Source organism: Leclercia sp. 119287, assembly GCF_009734485.1.
GTDB lineage: Bacteria > Pseudomonadota > Gammaproteobacteria > Enterobacterales > Enterobacteriaceae > Enterobacter > Enterobacter adecarboxylatus_C.
In genome coordinates, this window is record NZ_CP046445.1 from 2,907,480 (window position 1) to 2,924,914 (window position 17,435).

Annotated in this window: 18 protein-coding genes; 8 read left to right on the forward strand and 10 right to left on the reverse strand. The window is 57.2% G+C overall.

Annotated elements, in window-relative coordinates; all coding sequences use genetic code 11:
- Nucleotides 1–87: 87 nt before the first annotated feature.
- Nucleotides 88–279 carry a YebW family protein gene (locus tag GNG27_RS13980; protein ID WP_142489952.1) on the forward strand — a complete coding sequence of 64 codons (192 nt, stop codon included), beginning with the start codon at nt 88–90 and terminating at the stop codon, nt 277–279.
- Here GNG27_RS13980 and pphA read toward each other — a convergent pair whose 3' ends face one another.
- Nucleotides 280–921: a protein-serine/threonine phosphatase gene (pphA, locus tag GNG27_RS13985; protein WP_156264043.1), complete on the reverse strand. Its 642-nt coding sequence runs from the start codon at nt 919–921 to the stop codon at nt 280–282.
- 178 nt (nt 922–1,099) lie between these two features.
- Between pphA and GNG27_RS13990 the strand changes: the two genes are divergently transcribed.
- Nucleotides 1,100–2,047 (forward strand): VirK/YbjX family protein, encoded by a 948-nt coding sequence (locus GNG27_RS13990; protein WP_156264044.1) that lies wholly within the window; start codon nt 1,100–1,102, stop codon nt 2,045–2,047.
- Between the two features lie 399 nt (nt 2,048–2,446).
- Here GNG27_RS13990 and GNG27_RS13995 read toward each other — a convergent pair whose 3' ends face one another.
- The 3 genes from GNG27_RS13995 to yobA are packed head-to-tail and all read right to left on the reverse strand — an operon-like array spanning nt 2,447 to nt 4,048.
- A complete protein-coding gene (locus tag GNG27_RS13995; RefSeq protein WP_142489955.1) occupies nt 2,447–2,785 on the reverse strand; it encodes a YebY family protein in 339 nt (112 codons plus the stop codon).
- 14 nt (nt 2,786–2,799) lie between these two features.
- Nucleotides 2,800–3,672 (reverse strand): copper homeostasis membrane protein CopD, encoded by an 873-nt coding sequence (gene copD, locus GNG27_RS14000; protein WP_156264045.1) that lies wholly within the window; start codon nt 3,670–3,672, stop codon nt 2,800–2,802.
- A 1-nt stretch (nt 3,673) separates the two neighbouring features.
- On the reverse strand, nt 3,674–4,048 hold the full coding sequence (gene yobA, locus GNG27_RS14005) for a CopC domain-containing protein YobA (RefSeq protein WP_142489957.1): 375 nt from the start codon (nt 4,046–4,048) through the stop codon (nt 3,674–3,676).
- A 136-nt stretch (nt 4,049–4,184) separates the two neighbouring features.
- Here yobA and GNG27_RS14010 point away from each other — a divergent pair, with 136 nt between their 5' ends.
- The 3 genes from GNG27_RS14010 (at nt 4,185) to exoX (ending at nt 5,869) form a co-directional block, all read left to right on the forward strand.
- Nucleotides 4,185–4,415, forward strand: a complete 231-nt coding sequence (locus GNG27_RS14010) for a DNA polymerase III subunit theta (protein ID WP_156264046.1) — start codon at nt 4,185–4,187, stop codon at nt 4,413–4,415.
- Nucleotides 4,416–4,522: 107 nt separating this feature from the next.
- On the forward strand, nt 4,523–5,182 hold the full coding sequence (locus GNG27_RS14015; protein WP_156264047.1) for a carbon-nitrogen hydrolase family protein: 660 nt from the start codon (nt 4,523–4,525) through the stop codon (nt 5,180–5,182).
- Nucleotides 5,183–5,206: 24 nt separating this feature from the next.
- The gene (exoX, locus tag GNG27_RS14020; protein ID WP_142489960.1) at nt 5,207–5,869 is read left to right on the forward strand and encodes an exodeoxyribonuclease X; all 663 of its coding nucleotides are present in this window, start codon (nt 5,207–5,209) and stop codon (nt 5,867–5,869) included.
- Here exoX and ptrB read toward each other — a convergent pair.
- From ptrB to yebF, 3 genes are all read right to left on the reverse strand, one after another.
- Nucleotides 5,851–7,932, reverse strand: coding sequence for an oligopeptidase B (gene ptrB, locus GNG27_RS14025; RefSeq protein WP_156264048.1), 2,082 nt, complete (start codon nt 7,930–7,932; stop codon nt 5,851–5,853). The two genes, exoX and ptrB, sit on opposite strands and share 19 nt — an antisense overlap.
- A gap of 90 nt (nt 7,933–8,022) precedes the next feature.
- Nucleotides 8,023–8,673 (reverse strand): tellurite resistance TerB family protein, encoded by a 651-nt coding sequence (locus GNG27_RS14030; RefSeq protein WP_156264049.1) that lies wholly within the window; start codon nt 8,671–8,673, stop codon nt 8,023–8,025.
- Between the two features lie 87 nt (nt 8,674–8,760).
- On the reverse strand, nt 8,761–9,114 hold the full coding sequence (gene yebF, locus GNG27_RS14035; RefSeq protein WP_156264050.1) for a protein YebF: 354 nt from the start codon (nt 9,112–9,114) through the stop codon (nt 8,761–8,763).
- A 148-nt stretch (nt 9,115–9,262) separates the two neighbouring features.
- On the opposite strand from yebF, the gene purT reads away from it, so the two are divergent.
- Both purT and GNG27_RS14045 read left to right on the forward strand, forming a co-directional pair.
- The gene (gene purT / locus GNG27_RS14040; RefSeq protein WP_156264051.1) at nt 9,263–10,441 is read left to right on the forward strand and encodes a formate-dependent phosphoribosylglycinamide formyltransferase; all 1,179 of its coding nucleotides are present in this window, start codon (nt 9,263–9,265) and stop codon (nt 10,439–10,441) included.
- Between the two features lie 104 nt (nt 10,442–10,545).
- Nucleotides 10,546–11,868 (forward strand): IS4 family transposase, encoded by a 1,323-nt coding sequence (locus tag GNG27_RS14045; protein ID WP_156264052.1) that lies wholly within the window; start codon nt 10,546–10,548, stop codon nt 11,866–11,868.
- Nucleotides 11,869–11,971: 103 nt separating this feature from the next.
- Here the strand turns inward: GNG27_RS14045 and GNG27_RS14050 are convergent, their stop codons facing one another.
- From GNG27_RS14050 to zwf, 3 genes are all read right to left on the reverse strand, one after another.
- The gene (locus tag GNG27_RS14050) at nt 11,972–12,613 is read right to left on the reverse strand and encodes a bifunctional 4-hydroxy-2-oxoglutarate aldolase/2-dehydro-3-deoxy-phosphogluconate aldolase (protein WP_059307637.1); all 642 of its coding nucleotides are present in this window, start codon (nt 12,611–12,613) and stop codon (nt 11,972–11,974) included.
- Nucleotides 12,614–12,652: 39 nt separating this feature from the next.
- Nucleotides 12,653–14,464 carry a phosphogluconate dehydratase gene (edd, locus tag GNG27_RS14055; RefSeq protein WP_156264053.1) on the reverse strand — a complete coding sequence of 604 codons (1,812 nt, stop codon included), beginning with the start codon at nt 14,462–14,464 and terminating at the stop codon, nt 12,653–12,655.
- A 233-nt stretch (nt 14,465–14,697) separates the two neighbouring features.
- Entirely contained in the window at nt 14,698–16,173 is a 1,476-nt protein-coding gene (gene zwf, locus GNG27_RS14060) for a glucose-6-phosphate dehydrogenase (RefSeq protein WP_142489966.1), read from the reverse strand.
- Nucleotides 16,174–16,495: 322 nt separating this feature from the next.
- On the opposite strand from zwf, the gene GNG27_RS14065 reads away from it, so the two are divergent.
- Nucleotides 16,496–17,401 carry a MurR/RpiR family transcriptional regulator gene (locus GNG27_RS14065; protein WP_142489967.1) on the forward strand — a complete coding sequence of 302 codons (906 nt, stop codon included), beginning with the start codon at nt 16,496–16,498 and terminating at the stop codon, nt 17,399–17,401.
- Nucleotides 17,402–17,435 lie beyond the last annotated feature (34 nt).

Genomic DNA, 17,435 nt, shown 5'->3' on the forward strand with positions numbered 1-17,435 from the left:
CGCAGGCGGGTTATTTGTCAGCGTATTTTCCCCTTCCCTGAATCATCCCCTACAATATTAATACGATAGTGAATGCTAAGGGGCATGATGTACGCACTGGTTCTGTTTATCTGTTATCTGGACGCGGGTTGCGAAGACCTGGTCGTGGACGTTTATCGCACCGAACTGCAGTGCGAGGCTTCGATGGACGATCAGCGGATCCGTCACGGCGGCTGCTATCCGGTCGAAGACTTTATCGACGGCTTCTGGCGTCCGGCTCAGGAGTATGCCGACCTCTAATCACTGTAGCTGCGCCAGAGTCAACGACCCGCCAAACACCGCCCCGGTATCGATATAGTGCAGGTTCTGGCAATCAAACCGCTGACTTAGCGGCGTATGGCCAAACCAGAAGTGATCGGCCCCGGCAATCCCCTCCTCATGACCGTTCATTAGAGCCCGCAGGCGATCCCTGTCCCACAGAATGCGCTGCTTCGCGACCGGTTTATCCCATTCATACTGCGATGACGGGTAATCGGCATGGGCAATCACGTTCACGCCGTTGGCGCAGGTGATTTCGATAATCCACGGCAGCGTTTCGCAGCGCCTGAACAGGTCGAGAGCCTGCTGCTGGTCGCCCTTTAATTCGGCAAACCAGACGCCGCCGTTCATCAACCACAGCCCGAAGCTCTTATTATGCAGGGCATCCAGCGCCATCTGCTCATGATTACCGCGCACCGCATAAAACCAGTTTTCATTTAATAACTGCAGGCATTTGACGCTGTCCGGCCCGCGGTCGATAAGATCGCCGACGCAAATAAGTAAATCCTCATACGGATTAAAATGCCGCTGCTTTATTTCATCCATAAGCAGTTGATAACAGCCGTGAAGATCGCTTACCACCCAGACGTGTCGCCAGTTGTGACCATCAAGTTTTAGATACATAGCGCCTCCTCAGGATCAGTATAGCCCCTGCGGAATGGAGCACTGGTGAGGAGAGGAAGGCACCCTGTTTAATAACCTCAATCGTTATTAAACGAAGCGGAAATAAAGGTTTAGCAACGGTTAAATGATTATCCGATGACCTTTAAGATAATTGCAGAATTATAAAGAGGTCTTCATCGTGTCAAATACTATCCTGCCTGCTGAGGTGCCATACGCGCACCGTTCTTCCGTGATTCTCGCCCTGACGAAAGGCGATTTTACGCCCGGGCCGCTGTGGCAAAAACGCGATTACCGGCTGAAATTTTTCCTGCGCACCCTGCTGTTCTGGTCCTCGACCACCCGCATGCTGGAGACGATCGCCCGTCGCGATGATTTTTCAACCTTGCTGAAGGCACAGCCAACGCTGCCGGTGAAAACCCAGCGCCAGTACCTCACCCGCGGGCTGACGGCCGGTGAGCGCGCTGCGGCGATCCTGCACCACTATGCCTGGATTGATGCGCTACCGGATAGTAGCCTGGCGCATCTTTTTACCAGCCCGTCGCCGCTTCCGCTGCTGCAGTTCGCCACCAAAGAGGACGCCTGCTATACGATCTACGCCACTTCCGCGGTGAAGGCCGAGCGCGAGGGGGAAACCACTCTCTGGTTACGCGCCAGGGATAATACCCTGCTGGCAAGTCTGACCTTCAGCGTCATCGGAGAGAACGGGCGCAGCGCGCTGGTGATTGGCGGCCTGCAGGGGCCACGCCGTGATGTCGGCCGGGAGACGATTAAAAACGCCACACGGGCCTGTTATGGCCTGTTTCCGAAACGTATTCTGCTGGAAGCCGTCTTCAACCTGGCGAAGCAGTCAAATATCAGCGCCATTTACGGCGTCAGCGATGAGGGCCATGTTTTTCGCGCCCTGCGTTACCGTCTGAGCAAAGGGCGTCATCTGCACGCCAGCTACGATGAATTCTGGGCGTCACTGGGCGGTAAGCAGGACACTGCCTTCCGCTGGGCCCTGCCAGCCGGCATGGAACGCAAATCACTGGAGAGCATTGCCAGTAAAAAACGCGCCGAATACCGTCGTCGTTTTCAGCTGCTGGATGAGATTGAGCAGGCCATCCGCGTCCGGTTTTGCCGCTAATATCTGCTTTCATCGGTGACAGGCAAAAATTTAACACAAGCGCTAAAAAGCGCTGGACTTCCGCCGGGCGTAGTGTGGTATGGTTTAAGGAATAACAGAGGATGTTGCCCAACTGTTAAAGTCCGCAACAGGAAAATGCGTTTACTTTCAACAGATAAAAAGAGACCGAATACGATTCCTGTATTCGGTCCAGGGAAATGGCTCTTGGGAGAGAGCCGTGCGCTAAAAGTTGGCATTAATGCAGGCTAAGTCGCCTTGCACTTTAAGAATAGATGACGACGCCAGGTTTTCCAGTCCGCAGCAAAAGTGGCCTGAAAAAAAGCGTTAGCCTGTCCTTAAACACAAAAACCGCAATGCTTCCGAAGAGAAGCCTGCGGTTTTTTTATTGGAAGCGGGAAGCTAGCAGAGCGTATTGGCGCGCTCAATAAACGGCGCCAGACTCATCTTCTGCCCTGGGTTAGCCGGGTCATCAACCTGGATTATGGAAATCGGCTGGCCGTTGCTCTTACCGCTGTCGACCTGCTGCTGCGCCACGTCGTTCAGGGGATACTGCACCAGCGTGCTTGGGTTGATGGCATACAGCGCATGGCCTGGACGACAGGTCAGCATCACCTCTTCCCGGTTAAACGCCCATTTATCTTTACCCACTTCAAACCGGCTAACGGTGATCACCTGCGGTGCCGCCAGCGCCGTGCCGGAACAGGCCAGCAATAAGAGAGAAAGTACTGTTTTTTTCATTGTGTTCCACCTCGTCAGAAGGGTTCCCAGGTCGCGAACAGGCTGACTGCCGCCAGAACCAGCGCCCCCAGCACAACCTCAGTCTGCGTCATCCTGATAAAATAGCGTTGCTCACGTCCGTCGCCAGAACGAAATCGCGGCACCAGAACATACCGATTCACCAGCGCAATTACCACCATCATTGCCACCAGCGCACATTTCAACAACAGCAACCGCCCCCATGCCGAGTGCCACGGCGCTACCCAGCCCTGGATCAGCAGGGTATTGATCGCCCCGGTGAGTACCACCCCGGCGACGGCCAGATGACCATAGCGCGAGAAGCGCATCATGGTATAGATGGCGGCCTCCCGCCAGCGTCCGCGCGACAGGCGCAGGCAAAAGAGCAGCGGCAATAAGCCACCCAGCCAGACGGCCGCACACAGCAGATGCAGGCCATGATTGCTGCGCTGCACTCTCCCCAGAATGCCCTCATGCATCGCCGCATGCCCGACGCCCGCCAGCAGGATAAACTGCGCGGCGGTAAACAGCAGGATCAGCGGAACGGCTTTTCGCGGTTCCAGCCAGGCAATCCAGAAGGTCATCAGGGCCAGGATAATCTGCCATAGCCAGATCCGGCCAAACTGGGTGGTGAGTACTGCAAGCCAGGTTGGCGCGCTAATAACATCCTGCCAGCCATCGCCCATCATCCCGCCCTGTAGCGCCAGCATCATCACTGCTGAGAGCAGGCCAACAGAAGCGATCGCTTTTTGCTGGCGACGAAAACGGCGCGCCAGCAGACGCCGCAGCGAGACGGGTGCCAGCCAGGCGCCGTACAGGGCGTTGCCGAACAGCACCATCAGGGCGGAAAAATGGACAAAACGCAGCGTAACGTAGCAGAACGCCAGCATTTTACTTCACGCTAAAACGGTAGCTACCCTGGGTTTTGTGACCATCCACGGAGACCACATGCCAGTCCACCCGGTAGGTGCCTGCCGTCAGCGGAGAGTTTAATGGCACGATCAGCTGGGTCGGGTCCTTCTCATTGCGTTTTACCGCCCCGGTTTCGGCGGGCTGCTGTTTATCATCCGTGACGGAAACCCCGCTAAACCGCGGCTCGATCCCCTCGGAGAAGTTGAGCGTTAATGCCTGGGGCGCCGCGTCAACGGCGGCATCGGCCGCGGGGTATTGATGCTGCAAATGGGCATGAGCAAAGACAACCGGCGTCGTCAACGTAGTCAATAACAGAGTCAGCGTGCAGAGAGCACGGGAAAGGGGTATCGCCATCACATACATTCCTTTTTGTTATGCCTGATTGTCAGAGGATAACTCTGTATAATGATCCAGTCGAGGATCATCCTGCCCGGGCTTGTCAATGCGCCGCCGTTTGGGTAACGTTGGCCCGCAAATGAAGGAGACCCTTATGAAGACTAATCTCGCCACCCTCCCCCAGGAGGAGATGGACAAAGTGAATGTAGATTTGGCCGCTGCGGGCGTAGCTTTTAAAGAGCGCTATAACATGCCGGTTATCGCTGAGGTGGTAGAGCGGGAACAACCGGCGCACCTGCGCGACTGGTTTCGCGAGCGACTGATTGCGCATCGATTAACCTCTGTTAACCTCTCGCACCTGCCGTGGGAGCCGAAAGTTAAGTAACCTTACCCGCTGTTACAGTTCCTTACACAGATTATGCCAGGATAAAAAGCCCTGATTCATTCAGGGGCTTTATGAATCTCTGCGACTCCGTGCATAAGGAAATCACGATGTCTCACTGGACTATTGCGGCTGCTCAGTACCAGCCGACCCATCACTGCGTGGACGACCACGTATCACACCATCTGCGTTTTATCACCGCCGCCGCACGCCAGCAGTGCAATTTGCTGCTCTTTCCGGAACTCTCGTTAACCGGCCCGGTCTTACCAGACAGCCAACTCCCTGCCCCACCTGCTCGCCAGCAGCTCGCGCCGCTGCATGAGGCCGTTCAGGCGTGTAACCTCTCGGTTATTGCCGGGATCACGGTGGACGATAACGGCCAGCGTCAGCGTGGGCTGGCGTGGTTTAGCCCGGAACGGCCCCAGGCCATTCTCTACCCGCATGGCGCAGGTGCCTGTCTGGAGAGTCGACACAGCAGCGGCCTGTCTCTTGTCGATGCTCACGCCGAGCCGCCCAATATCACCCCCAACGCCACGCTGTTTACCCGCGGCATGGCGGTGAGTGAAGCTGAAAGGCCCGCCTCCTTTGCACAGTGGCAGCGTTTTGCCCATCGCTACGGGATTGCGGTGCTGGTGGCCAATCACGACGGCGGTAGCGCCCTGTGGGATGCGCGCGGGCAGTTAATCCTTCGCGCCGATTCCGGCGAGCTGTTATTAACGGGTCGCTATGTAGAGCAGAGTTGGCAAGGTGAGATCATTCCATTACGCTAAACCTTTTACGGCCAGGAGAGAGCCATGCTACGTGTCATCGACACCGAAACCTGCGATCTGCAGGGAGGGATTGTGGAAGTGGCGTCTGTCGATGTTGTGAACGGGCAGATCGTCAACCCATGCAGCCATCTGGTGCGTCCGGATCGCCCCATCAGCCCGCAGGCGATGGCGATTCACCGCATCACCGAGGCGATGGTGGCCGACAAACCCTGGATTGAAGAGGTGATCCCGCACTATCACGGCAGCCAGTGGTATGTGGCGCATAACGCCAGCTTCGATCGCCGCGTTCTGCCCGAGATGCCGGGAGAATGGATCTGTACTATGAAGCTGGCCCGGCGCGTATGGCCGGGGATCAAATACAGCAATATGGCGCTCTATAAGTCGCGCAAACTCAGCGTCAGGACGCCGGAAGGGCTGCATCATCACCGCGCCCTGTACGACTGCTATATTACCGCCGCGTTGCTGATTGATATCATGAACACCACCGGCTGGACCCCGGATGAGATGGCCGACATCACCGGACGACCGGCGCTGTTGACCACCTTTACCTTCGGTAAATATCGCGGGAAAGCGGTAGCGGAGGTGGCAGACAAAGATCCGGGCTATCTGCGCTGGCTGTATAACAACCTCGACAGAATGAGCCCCGAGCTGCGCCTCACCCTGAAGCACTATCTGGGCGGATCCTGATCCGCCTCTCCAGACCGGGCGGTCAGTGTCTCCTGCGCCAGGCCGACGATAAACGCATACTCCAGCGCCACCCCTTCATAGGATTTAAAGCGCCCGGATTTCCCGCCGTGTCCGGCATCCATGTCGGTACAGAGCAGCAATAAATTATCGTCGGTCTTCATCTCACGCAGTTTCGCCACCCACTTCGCGGGCTCCCAGTACTGCACCTGGGAGTCATGCAGGCCGGTGGTGACCAGCATGTGCGGATAGGCCTTCGCCTCCACATTGTCATAAGGGCTGTAGGCTTTCATGTAGCGGTAGTAGGTCGGATCCTGCGGGTTGCCCCACTCCTCATACTCTCCAATGGTCAACGGGATGGACTCGTCGAGCATGGTGGTCAGCACATCGACAAAGGGCACCTGCGCCACCACGCCTTTAAACAGCCCCGGACGTTCGTTGATCACGGTACCCATCAGCATGCCGCCCGCGCTACCCCCCATCGCGAAGCACTGTTTCCTGTCGCCATACCCCAGCTCCAGCAGCCCATCGCAGACATCGAGATAGTCGTTGAAGGTGTTTTTCTTTTTCAGGAATTTGCCGTCTTCATACCACTTCTGCCCCAGCTCGCCGCCGCCGCGAATATGGGCGATAGCAAAGACAAAGCCCCGGTCGAGCAGGCTTAAGCGGCTGCTGCTGAAATCGGCGTCGATGCTGGAACCATAAGAACCGTAGCCGTAGATGAGGATCGGGTTTTTGCCCTTGCGGAAATGGTGCTTATGGTAGACCAGCGAAACCGGCACTTCGGTGCCGTCGCGAGCTACAATCCAGACGTGCTCGCTGCGGTAGAGTTCAGCATTAAAGCCTTTGACCGCGGCCTGCTTCAGCACCTTGCGCTGCCCGGTGTCCATATCCAGCTCGAACAGGGTATCGGGAGTGGTCATGGAGGAGTAACCGTAGCGCAGGCGCGACGTTTCCGGCTCCGGGTTATAGCCAATCCAGGTTACGTAGGCGGGATCGTCGAAGGCGATACCGATCACCTCCCGGGTTTTGCGGTTGATCTGCCGCAGGCTGGTCAGCCCGCGCTGGCGCTCTTCCACCACCAGCCAGTCGGTAAACAGGGTAAAGCCTTCAAGCATCACCTGCTCGCGCGGCGGGATCAGCACTTCCCATTTGCGTTCGTCGCGCACTTTGGTTTTGTAAAGGCCAAAGTTTTTGCCCTCCCGGTTGGAGCGCAGATAGAAGGTGTGCTGGAAGTGGTCGAGACTGTACTCGTGATCCTTGCGGCGCGGCATAAAGCACAGCGGCTGGGCGTCCGGCAGTTCGGCATCCAGCAGCAGCACCTCGGTAGTGGTGGCGCTGGCGAGGAAGATAATCACGTAGTGTTTCGACGTGGTCTTGTGCAGGCTGACGTAAAAGGTTTCGTCTTTCTCCTCATAAACCAGCTCGTCGCTGGTGGACGCGGTGCCTACCGTATGCCGCCAGACCTGAAAAGGGTGCAGCGTGGTGGCATGCTTTTTGATGTAATAGACGGTCTCCGAGTCGTTGGCCCAGATAAAATCGGGGGAGACGTTGTCGAGCATCTCGGGATACCAGTTCCCGGACTCCAGATTGCGGAACCGTAAGCCGTACTGCCGTCGGGAGAGGTAGTCTTCGGCCAGGGCCATAATGGCGTTATCCGGCGACACCGCCATGCCGCCCAGGGTATAAAACTCGCTGTGCGACGCCCGCTGGTTGGCATCCAGCAGCGTTTCCCACTCCTCCCACTCGGCGCAGAGCACCGACTGCCGCTGATAGATGGCGTATTCGTTACCGGGCTCATAGACGTGTCGGTATCGATAGCCGTTGCGACTCCAGGGCGCCGAGACGTCACGCTGCGGAACGCGCTCTACCATTTCGTTAAGCAGACGGTCCTGCAGCGCCTGCTGCGTCGACATGACCCTGCGGCCATAGTCATTTTCATCGTGGAGGTAATCCAGCACCTCCGCCTGTGAGCGGGTATCGTCGCGCAACCAGTAATAGTTGTCGATACGCGTGTCACCGTGCGCGGTGAGAGCGTGCGGTATGCGTTGGGCTTTAGGTGGCATGTCAGTATGATTCTTTTACGTTTAACACCCTATAAGGTTGGCAAAACATGCGCACGATGCAAGCGAAACGGGATACCCGGGGGTAAAAAGTTAGCCGGGGAGCGCCTGTTTTTGCTGACGAATATCCTGCTCAATGCCTTCCCGGACCTCGGTCGGGATTTTCAGCGCATCGCCCAGCGCATTGAGATAGCTGCGTTCCATAAAGTGATCGATATCGATCGCCGCGCAGCTCAGGAAATAGAGCTCCAACGCTTCCTCTTCATTTTTTATCCCCTGCGCCAGTCGTTGCGGATCCAGCGGCTGCTCGATGGCCTGGGCCACCAGCGCCCTGCCCTGCTCCTCCACGCCCGCTTCCCGCAGCTGCTGCTCAATGGCGGCGCGCTCTCGATCGTCAATGTGCCCGTCGCTCTTCGCCGCAAAGACCAGGGCCAGGATCAGCCTTTCGCTGCGCACATCCAGTGCAGAGGCCTGCTGACCAAACTGCGGTTCATCCTGATGGGCGCTGCGCACCTTGTCCTTATACTTGTTCCACAGCACGGTACCGGCAATAGCGCCGCCGCCCGCCAGCAGGGCCCCGGTGCCGTATTTCGCCAACAGCTTACGCGAGGATTTATTCGCTACCAGCAGTCCGGCAAGGCCGCCAAGCGCCCCTGGCGCCAGCATTTTGCTCAGCCCTTCTCCCGAGGATGACCCCGCTTTCTGCCCCAGCAGCGACTGTAATTGATTCAACCAGTTTGACATGATTTCCCTCACTTAACGGTGCATGAATCTCACAGCCTAAGCGAGGGGATGTCAGGAAATGTCTGCGGCGACAAAAGAAGCGAAAATTCACTTTTTCGCTGACTGGTACTGCGCGCTGCCCGCTTTACAGTCCACCTTCACCTGATAATGGATATCGGTGTTTTTGCCCCGCACCGTCAGCGGCACGGTCCAGCGATCTTTTTCACCCTTCACCTCCTTCGGGTTGATCCACGCTACCGGGTCGGCCATCCCCAGCGTCTTTTGATCGTCCACCCAGCGCACGATGCGGTTTTGCAGATAGTCCCGCTTCACGCTGGCGGCAATCCCCTCGGCATCCTGACCTTCACAGGTCGGAAACTTCACGGTTTTCTCATCGGCGGCCTGCGCCGTCAGGCTGGCACCCAGCAGCGCCAGCGCCATCACGACCCCTGTTTTGTTCATCACGATCTCCTGTATTGGCTCCCCAAAAGCATGGCCGAAAAATATGACGATGCAAATAACCGCCTGTCGGCATGGCAGATTTTCGCGAAGCAAGACAGACGCAAACGTTTTCGTTTATACTGCGCGCAACTTTTTCAGGGGGATGATTATGACTCGTTTAGGAACTGCGCTGCGCCCGGCAGCGACGCGCGTAATGTTGCTCGGATCCGGTGAACTGGGCAAAGAAGTGGCCATCGAGTGCCAGCGCTTAGGGATTGAAGTGATCGCCGTCGATCGCTATGCCGATGCCCCGGCCATGCACGTTGCCCATCGCTCGCACGTCATTAATATGCTCGATGGCGACGCCCTGCGCGCGGTGATTGCCGCAGAAAAACCGCACTTCGTGGTGCCGGAAATCGAAGCCATCGCCACCGATACCCTGCTGGCGCTGGAAGCCGAAGGCCAGCACGTGGTGCCCTGTGCCCGCGCCGCGAAGCTGACCATGAACCGGGAAGGTATTCGCCGCCTGGCCGCGGAAGAGCTGGCCCTGCCTACTTCCCGCTACCGTTTTGCCGACAGCAAGAGCGATTTTCTGCAGGCGGTGAACGACATTGGCTACCCGTGCATCATTAAGCCGGTGATGAGCTCCTCCGGCAAAGGACAGAGCTTTGTGCGCAGCGCCGACCAGCTGGACCAGGCCTGGGATTACGCCCAGCAGGGTGGCCGCGCCGGTGCCGGCCGGGTCATCGTTGAGGGGGTAGTGCAGTTTGATTTTGAGATCACCCTCCTGACCGTCAGCGCCGTCGATGGGGTGCACTTCTGCGATCCTATTGGCCACCGCCAGGAAGATGGCGACTACCGTGAATCCTGGCAGCCGCAGCAGATGAGCCCGCTGGCCCGGGCGCGCGCCGAAGATATTTCCCGCAAAGTGGTGCTAGCCCTGGGCGGCCACGGGCTGTTTGGCGTTGAGCTGTTTGTCTGCGGCGACGAGGTAATTTTCAGCGAAGTCTCCCCACGTCCGCACGATACCGGCATGGTGACCCTGATCTCGCAGGACCTCTCCGAGTTTGCCCTGCACGTCCGTGCCTTCCTCGGCCTGCCGGTCGGTGGCGTGCGTCAGTATGGTCCGGCAGCGTCAGCAGTGATCCTGCCCCAGCTGACCAGCCAGAACGTCACTTTTGATAACGTTGATGCCGCGGTGGGCGCGGGCCTGCAGCTGCGTCTGTTCGGTAAGCCGGAAATCGAAGGTTCGCGTCGCTTAGGCGTGGCGCTGGCGACGGGTGACAGCGTGGAAGAGGCGGTAGAGCGGGCGAAACAGGCCGCCGCCAGCGTGCAGGTAGCTGGATAAAAAAAACGGGCCTGATGGCCTAATGCCGATCGTTTAAGGATCGGTTGACCGATCCGGTGGCTGGTGTAAAAAGGGTTCCATGTTTATCATGGAGCCCTTTTTAAATGGAACTTTCCCAGGCCCTCGGCATTATCAATCTCACCGCCCCCGAAGAGGTCCAGAGTCTTGCCGACCTCCTTCCTCCCGACCTTATTCAGCAGGCCTTTTCCCTCACTGACACGGTGACGTTGCGTAAGCGCAAGCTTCCCCTTGAGTCCATGGTCTGGCTGGTTATTGGCATGGCGATATTCAACAACAAACCCCTGTCCCATATCGTCAACCTGATGGACATTGTTGACCGGACCGGTAGACCATTCACCGCACCCAGCTCCGTGATTGCCCGCCGTAAAACCCTGGGTGAGGATGCCATCCGGGTGCTGTTCGGGCTCACGCAACAGCACTGGCATGAGGAAGCCCGGCACCCGCACTGGAACGGCCTGACGCTCAATGCCGTTGACGGCGTGGTCTGGCGCACGCCCGACACACCGGAAAATGCCGCAGCCTTCGCGAAAGCCGGCAATCAGTACGGAGCACGTGGCTGTCCGCAGGTTCGCATGGTGTGCCTGATGGAGCTGAGCAGCCATCTGCTGCGGGCCAGCGTGATGGACCGCTATGATGTCAGTGAAGTGCGGCTGGCCGCCGGACTGGCGAAGCAGGCTCCGGATAACAGCGTGACGCTGTTCGACCGGGGCTTCTGGTCAGCGGGCCTGCTGCATGACTGGCATCAGACAGGTGAGAACCGCCACTGGCTGCTGCCGCTGAAGAAGGGAACGCAGTATGAAGTGGTGCGCAGGCTGGGTAAACAGGATGAGCTGATAATGCTGAAGACCTCGCCGCAGGCAAGAAAGCAGTGGGAAGGCCTGCCGGATGAACTCACCGTACGGCTAATCAGCAGGAAGGTTAACGGCGTGGAGCGTCAGGTTGTCACGTCGATGACGGATGCGATGCGTTATCCGGCAGCAGACATTGCTGAGCTGTATAAGCACCGGTGGGAAATCGAGCTGGGGTACCGTGAGGCAAAGCAGTACCTGTGCGGCAACCGCTGGACGCTGAGAAGTAAATTACCGGAACTGGTGAGGCAGGAGCTGTGGGGAATACTGCTGACGTACAACCTGGTGCGGTATCAGATGGTGAAAATGGCGTTCAGCCTGAAAGGGGATTACCTGCCGTATCAGCTGAGCTTCAGCGGCTCGGTGGCAGAGATACTGCGGTTGTTAATCGGGCTGCCGTGGTCTTCACCGGGAGCCATCCCGGGTCACCTGAAGCACTTCTACAGTAACGCCGCGATGCTGAAACTACCAGGGAGGCGGGAGCGGAAATATGAGAGAGAAGTGAGACCAAAAAGGTCCAAATACCCCTTTAAAAACAATGCTGGTCACCTTAAGTGACCAGCATTAGCCTGATGGCCCGTTTTTTTTAGACATTTGACGTTTATCGTAGGCCGGGTAAGCGCAGCGCCACCCGGCAAAAAACGCGCACAATACCTAAATCTTACTGCTGCGCGCCTTCTACCGCTTCGCGCGCCAGCTTAGTGATGCGATCCCAGTCGCCCGCTTCCAGCGCATCCGCCGGAACCAGCCAGGAGCCGCCGATGCACAGCACACTTTTCAGCGCCAGGTAGTCACGGTAGTTCGCCGGAGAGATGCCGCCGGTCGGGCAGAAACGCACGTTGGCGAACGGACCTGCGATAGCCTGCAGCGCTTTGGTGCCGCCGTTGGCTTCCGCCGGGAAGAATTTGAACTCTTTCAGGCCGTAGTCCAGACCCAGCATCAGCTCAGATACGGTGCTGATGCCCGGGATCAGTGGAATAGAGCCTTCGGTTGCCGCTTTCAGCAGCGGCTCGGTCAGGCCCGGGCTGATGGCGAACTGCGCACCGGCTTCGGTGACTTCAGCCAGCTGCTGAGGGTTCAGTACGGTACCTGCGCCGATGATGGCTTCCGGCACTTCTTTGGCGATGGCGCGAATCGCATCCATTGCACAGGCGGTACGCAGGGTCACTTCCAGGACGCGAACGCCACCGGCAACCAGCGCTTTCGCCATCGGCACAGCGTGTTCCAGCTTGTTAACCACGATCACCGGCACTACCGGGCCAGTTTTCAGGATTGCTTCTGCACTTGTATTCCAGTTTTTCATCAGAGTTTTTCTCTCGCCAGATCGATAATTCTTGTCGTCTTAAAACGTAATACAGGTCGCGCCCTGCTCTGCGCCCGAGAGGTTCTCGCGCAGCGCACTGAACATTTCGCGCCCCGTGCCCACGCGCGATGCGCTCAGGTCAGGAATATGTGGCTTACGTGCGGCAAGTACCGCCTCATCCACCAGTAAGGTCAACTCGCCGGTCTGACCGTTAACGCGGATGATGTCGCCATCGTACACTTTTGCCAGCAATCCACCGTCGTAAGCTTCCGGGGTGACATGGATGGCAGAAGGCACTTTACCTGATGCGCCGGAGAGGCGTCCATCGGTTACTAACGCAATTTTGAAACAGCGGTCCAATAATACACCAAGTGGCGGCATTAGTTTATGTAATTCTGGCATGCCGTTCGCTTTTGGTCCCTGATGACGGACCACAACCACGCAATCTTTGTCCAGCAGACCGGCTTCAAATGCCGGCAGCACGTCATGCTGACTCTCGAACACAATCGCCGGGGCCTCAATAACCTGGTTTTCCACCGGCACCGCAGAGGTCTTCATTACCGCCCGACCCAGGTTGCCGTTCAGCACTTTGGTGCCGCCGTGGTGAGAGAATGGCTTGTCGAAGGTGGCGATCACGCTCTCATCCAGCGAAGCCTGAGCCCCTTCACGCCAGTCCAGCTCGCCATCGTTCAGCCACGGCTCCAGGGTGTAACGCTGCAGGCCAAAACCGGCCACCGTGTTGACGTCTTCATGCAGCAGACCGCCCTTCATCAGCTCGCGCATCAGCACCGGTACGCCGCCCGCCGCCTGGAAGTGGTTAATGTCTGCCGGGCCGTTCGGGTAGAGACGGGTCATCAGCGGCACCGCTTCAGACAGATCGGAGAAATCGTCCCAGTTGATGAGAATGCCCGCAGCACGGGCCATCGCCACCATGTGCATGGTGTGGTTGGTGGAGCCGCCGGTCGCCAGCAGAGCCACGATACCGTTGACCACCACTTTTTCATCAACCATTTTACCGAGCGGCATCCACTCGTTGCCGTTACCGGTCAGGCGGGTCACCTGCCGCGCCGCTGCGGCGGTCAGGGCTTCACGCAGCGGTGCATCCGGGTGGACAAACGACGAGCCCGGCAGCTGCATTCCCATAAATTCCACCACCATCTGGTTGGTGTTGGCGGTACCGTAAAACGTACAGGTGCCCGGCGCGTGATAGGACGCCGCTTCCGACTCCAGCAGCGCCATGCGATCCACTTTGCCTTCGGCATACAGCTGGCGAATGCGCACTTTCTCTTTATTAGCCAGACCACTGGCCATCGGGCCTGACGGCACGAACAGCGCAGGAAGATGACCAAACGACAGGGCCGCCATCGCCAGCCCCGGAACAATCTTGTCGCACACGCCGAGGTACAGCGCGCCATCAAACATGTTATGCGACAGGCCGACCGCGGCGGACATGGCGATCACTTCCCGGCTCAGCAGCGAGAGTTCCATCCCGTCCTGACCCTGGGTCACGCCGTCGCACATCGCAGGCACCCCGCCCGCGACCTGGCCCACGGCATTGGCCTGGTGCAGCGCTTTCCGAATGATGTCCGGGTAGGTCTCATACGGCTGATGCGCCGAGAGCATGTCGTTGTAGGAGGTGATGATGCCGATATTGTTACGCAGCATGCTTTTCAGCGAGGCTTTATCTTCTGGCTGGCAGGCGGCAAAACCATGCGCCAGGTTACCGCAGGCCAGCTGCGAACGATGGACCGTATCGGTCTTCGCCTGCTGAATGCGCGCGAGGTAGGCTGAACGGGTCTTTTTCGAGCGCTCAACAATGCGCTGTGTTACCCGTAACAAAGTCGAATTCATAGAAGCTCCTGTCATTTATCTGTCCGCGCTCTGGAATTAACAAAGTGTTTAGCAGGCTATAACATCGCTGAAACGCTTGATTGCCGGAGCTCTGGGGCAAAATCGCTTCTGGCAGTGTAATAAAAAAAGCTCCGGGTGGAAATCCACACGGAGCTTAAATGGTTACTTATTGTGCGCTGGCCTGAGCCAGATCATGTTACCGGTAAAATAACCCCTAAGGATTAGCGGTTAATTTACTCAAACTCGTTCCAGGAGCGGCCGTCACGGGTGATCATCGCCACAGAGGCAACCGGTCCCCAGGTACCCGCCTGATACGGTTTCGGTGCATCCTGATCCGCGGCCCAGGCTTCGGTGATGGAGTCGACCCATTTCCACGCCTCCTCCACTTCGTCACGACGCACAAACAGGGCCTGGATCCCACGCATGGTTTCCAGAAGCAGACGTTCGTACGCATCCGCCAGATGGTTCTGGTTGAAGGTTTCGGAGTAGCTCAGATCCAGCTTGGTGGTCTGCAGGTTGTGCTTGTGATCCAGGCCAGGCACCTTGTTCAGCACCTGAATATCCACGCCCTCGTCCGGCTGCAGACGGATGGTCAGTTTGTTCTGCGGCAGCTCCTGCCAGGACTCTTTGAACAGGTTCAGTTCCGGATTTTTGAAGTAGACAACCACTTCAGAGCATTTGGCCGGCAGACGTTTACCGGTGCGCAGGTAGAAAGGCACACCCGCCCAACGCCAGTTGTCGATATCCACGCGGATGGCGACGAAAGTTTCGGTGCTGCTGGTTTTATTCGCGCCCTCTTCTTCCAGATAGCCCGGCACTTTTTTACCCTGGGCGAAACCGGCGGTGTACTGACCGCGGACGGTTTTCTCACGCACGTTGGAGCGATCGATGCGGCGCAGGGACTTCAGCACTTTCACCTTCTCATCGCGAATGCTGTCTGCAGAGAGATCTGACGGCGGTGCCATGGCGATCATGCAGAGGATTTGCAGCAGGTGGTTCTGGATCATGTCGCGCATCTGACCGGCCTGGTCAAAGTAACCCCAGCGCCCTTCAATCCCCACCTCTTCCGCCACGGTGATCTCCACGTGGTCGATAGTGCGGTTATCCCAGTTATTCACAAACAGGGAGTTGGCGAAACGCAGCGCCAGCAGGTTGAGCACCGTCTCTTTACCGAGGTAGTGGTCGATACGATAAACCTGGCACTCTTCGAAGTATTCCCCGACCTGGTCGTTAATTTCACGGGAGGTCGCCAGCGAGGTACCCAGCGGTTTTTCCATGACCACGCGTGCCGGCTTGGCGTTCAGTTTTGCTTCGCCGAGCCCTTTGCAGATGGCGCCGAAGGTGCTTGGCGGCATGGCGAAATAGTTGATGGTGACGCGATTTTTTTGATCGAGCATCGCGCCCAGATCGGCAAAGGCCGACGTGTCGTTCACGTCGAGGTTGCAGAAATCGAGACGTCCACTCAGCGTATCCCACAAACTTTCATCGATCTTCTCCTTCATGAAAGTTTCCAGCGCTTCGCGCACCACTTTGGTATACGCGTCTTTATCCCAGTCGGCACGGCCCACGCCCAGGATGCGCGTCTCCGGGTGGATCTGACCCGCTTTTTCCAGTTGATACAGGGAAGGCAGCAATTTCCGGCGTGCAAGATCGCCTTTCGCGCCGAAAATGACCAGGTCACATGCCTGGGCTGTTTGCGTTACCGCCATGTCATTCTCCTCAGTTGGATATCCTGGTGCTTTTGCCAGAATATCGTTGTAATTTTATTACATGCACTCTACTGCTTTTATGTCATTCCCGAAACCATTTGCACTTATCCTCGCGTGCGATACGGCGATATTTCGTCAGGGGATCGCCCCGCGCGGGGTAATAACGGTGAAACGGGCGAAATTTTGTTCTCTCAGGCCGTTGCTAAAATCCGACAGCGATCAAGTAATGAAAAAAAACAACAACATTTTTTTCGGGGTTTGCCCTTTTCGGCAAATCACAGGCGTATATTCTTGCTAATTCGAATCGCGATTTCACCCCTTAATGAAATCGTTTCCACCGATGAGCGCCGTGTTAATAATGAACATGCTGGAAAAAATCCAGTTTCAACTGGAACACCTTAGCAAATCCGAGCGAAAAGTGGCTGAAGTAATTCTCGCCGCCCCCGCTCAGGCCATTCATTCCAGCATCGCCACTCTGGCCCAGGAGTCGGGGGTCAGCGAACCGACCGTCAACCGCTTCTGCCGCAGTATGGAGACGCGTGGCTTTCCTGATTTTAAACTGCATCTGGCGCAGAGTCTGGCTAACGGAACCCCCTATGTAAACCGCAATGTCGATGAAGACGACAGCGTGGAGGCCTATACCGGCAAAATTTTTGAATCGGCAATGGCGACGCTGGACCAGGTCCGCCAGTCGCTGGATATGGGGTCGGTTAACCGGGCCGTCGATCTACTGACTCAGGCGAAGAAAATTGCCTTCTTTGGTCTCGGGTCGTCAGCAGCCGTCGCTCACGATGCAATGAACAAATTTTTTCGCTTTAATGTCCCGGTTATCTATTCCGACGACATCGTGCTGCAACGCATGAGCTGTATGAATTGTAACGAAGATGACGTGGTGGTGCTGATATCGCATACTGGTCGTACCAAAAGTCTGGTTGAGCTGGCCCAGCTGGCGCGTGAAAACGATGCCATGGTAATTGCTCTCACCACCACCGGTACGCCGCTGGCGCGTGAAGCGACGCTGGCGATCACTCTCGACGTGCCGGAAGACACCGACATCTACATGCCGATGGTGTCGCGTCTGGCGCAGTTAACCGTCATCGACGTGCTGGCTACCGGCTTTACCCTGCGCCGCGGGGCGAAATTCAGAGATAACTTGAAGCGCGTCAAAGAAGCGCTCAAGGAATCGCGTTTTGATAAAGAATTGTTCATCAAGGGTGAAGTTCCCTGATCGTCAATTATAAAGTTGTTACTTTTTTCGGCAT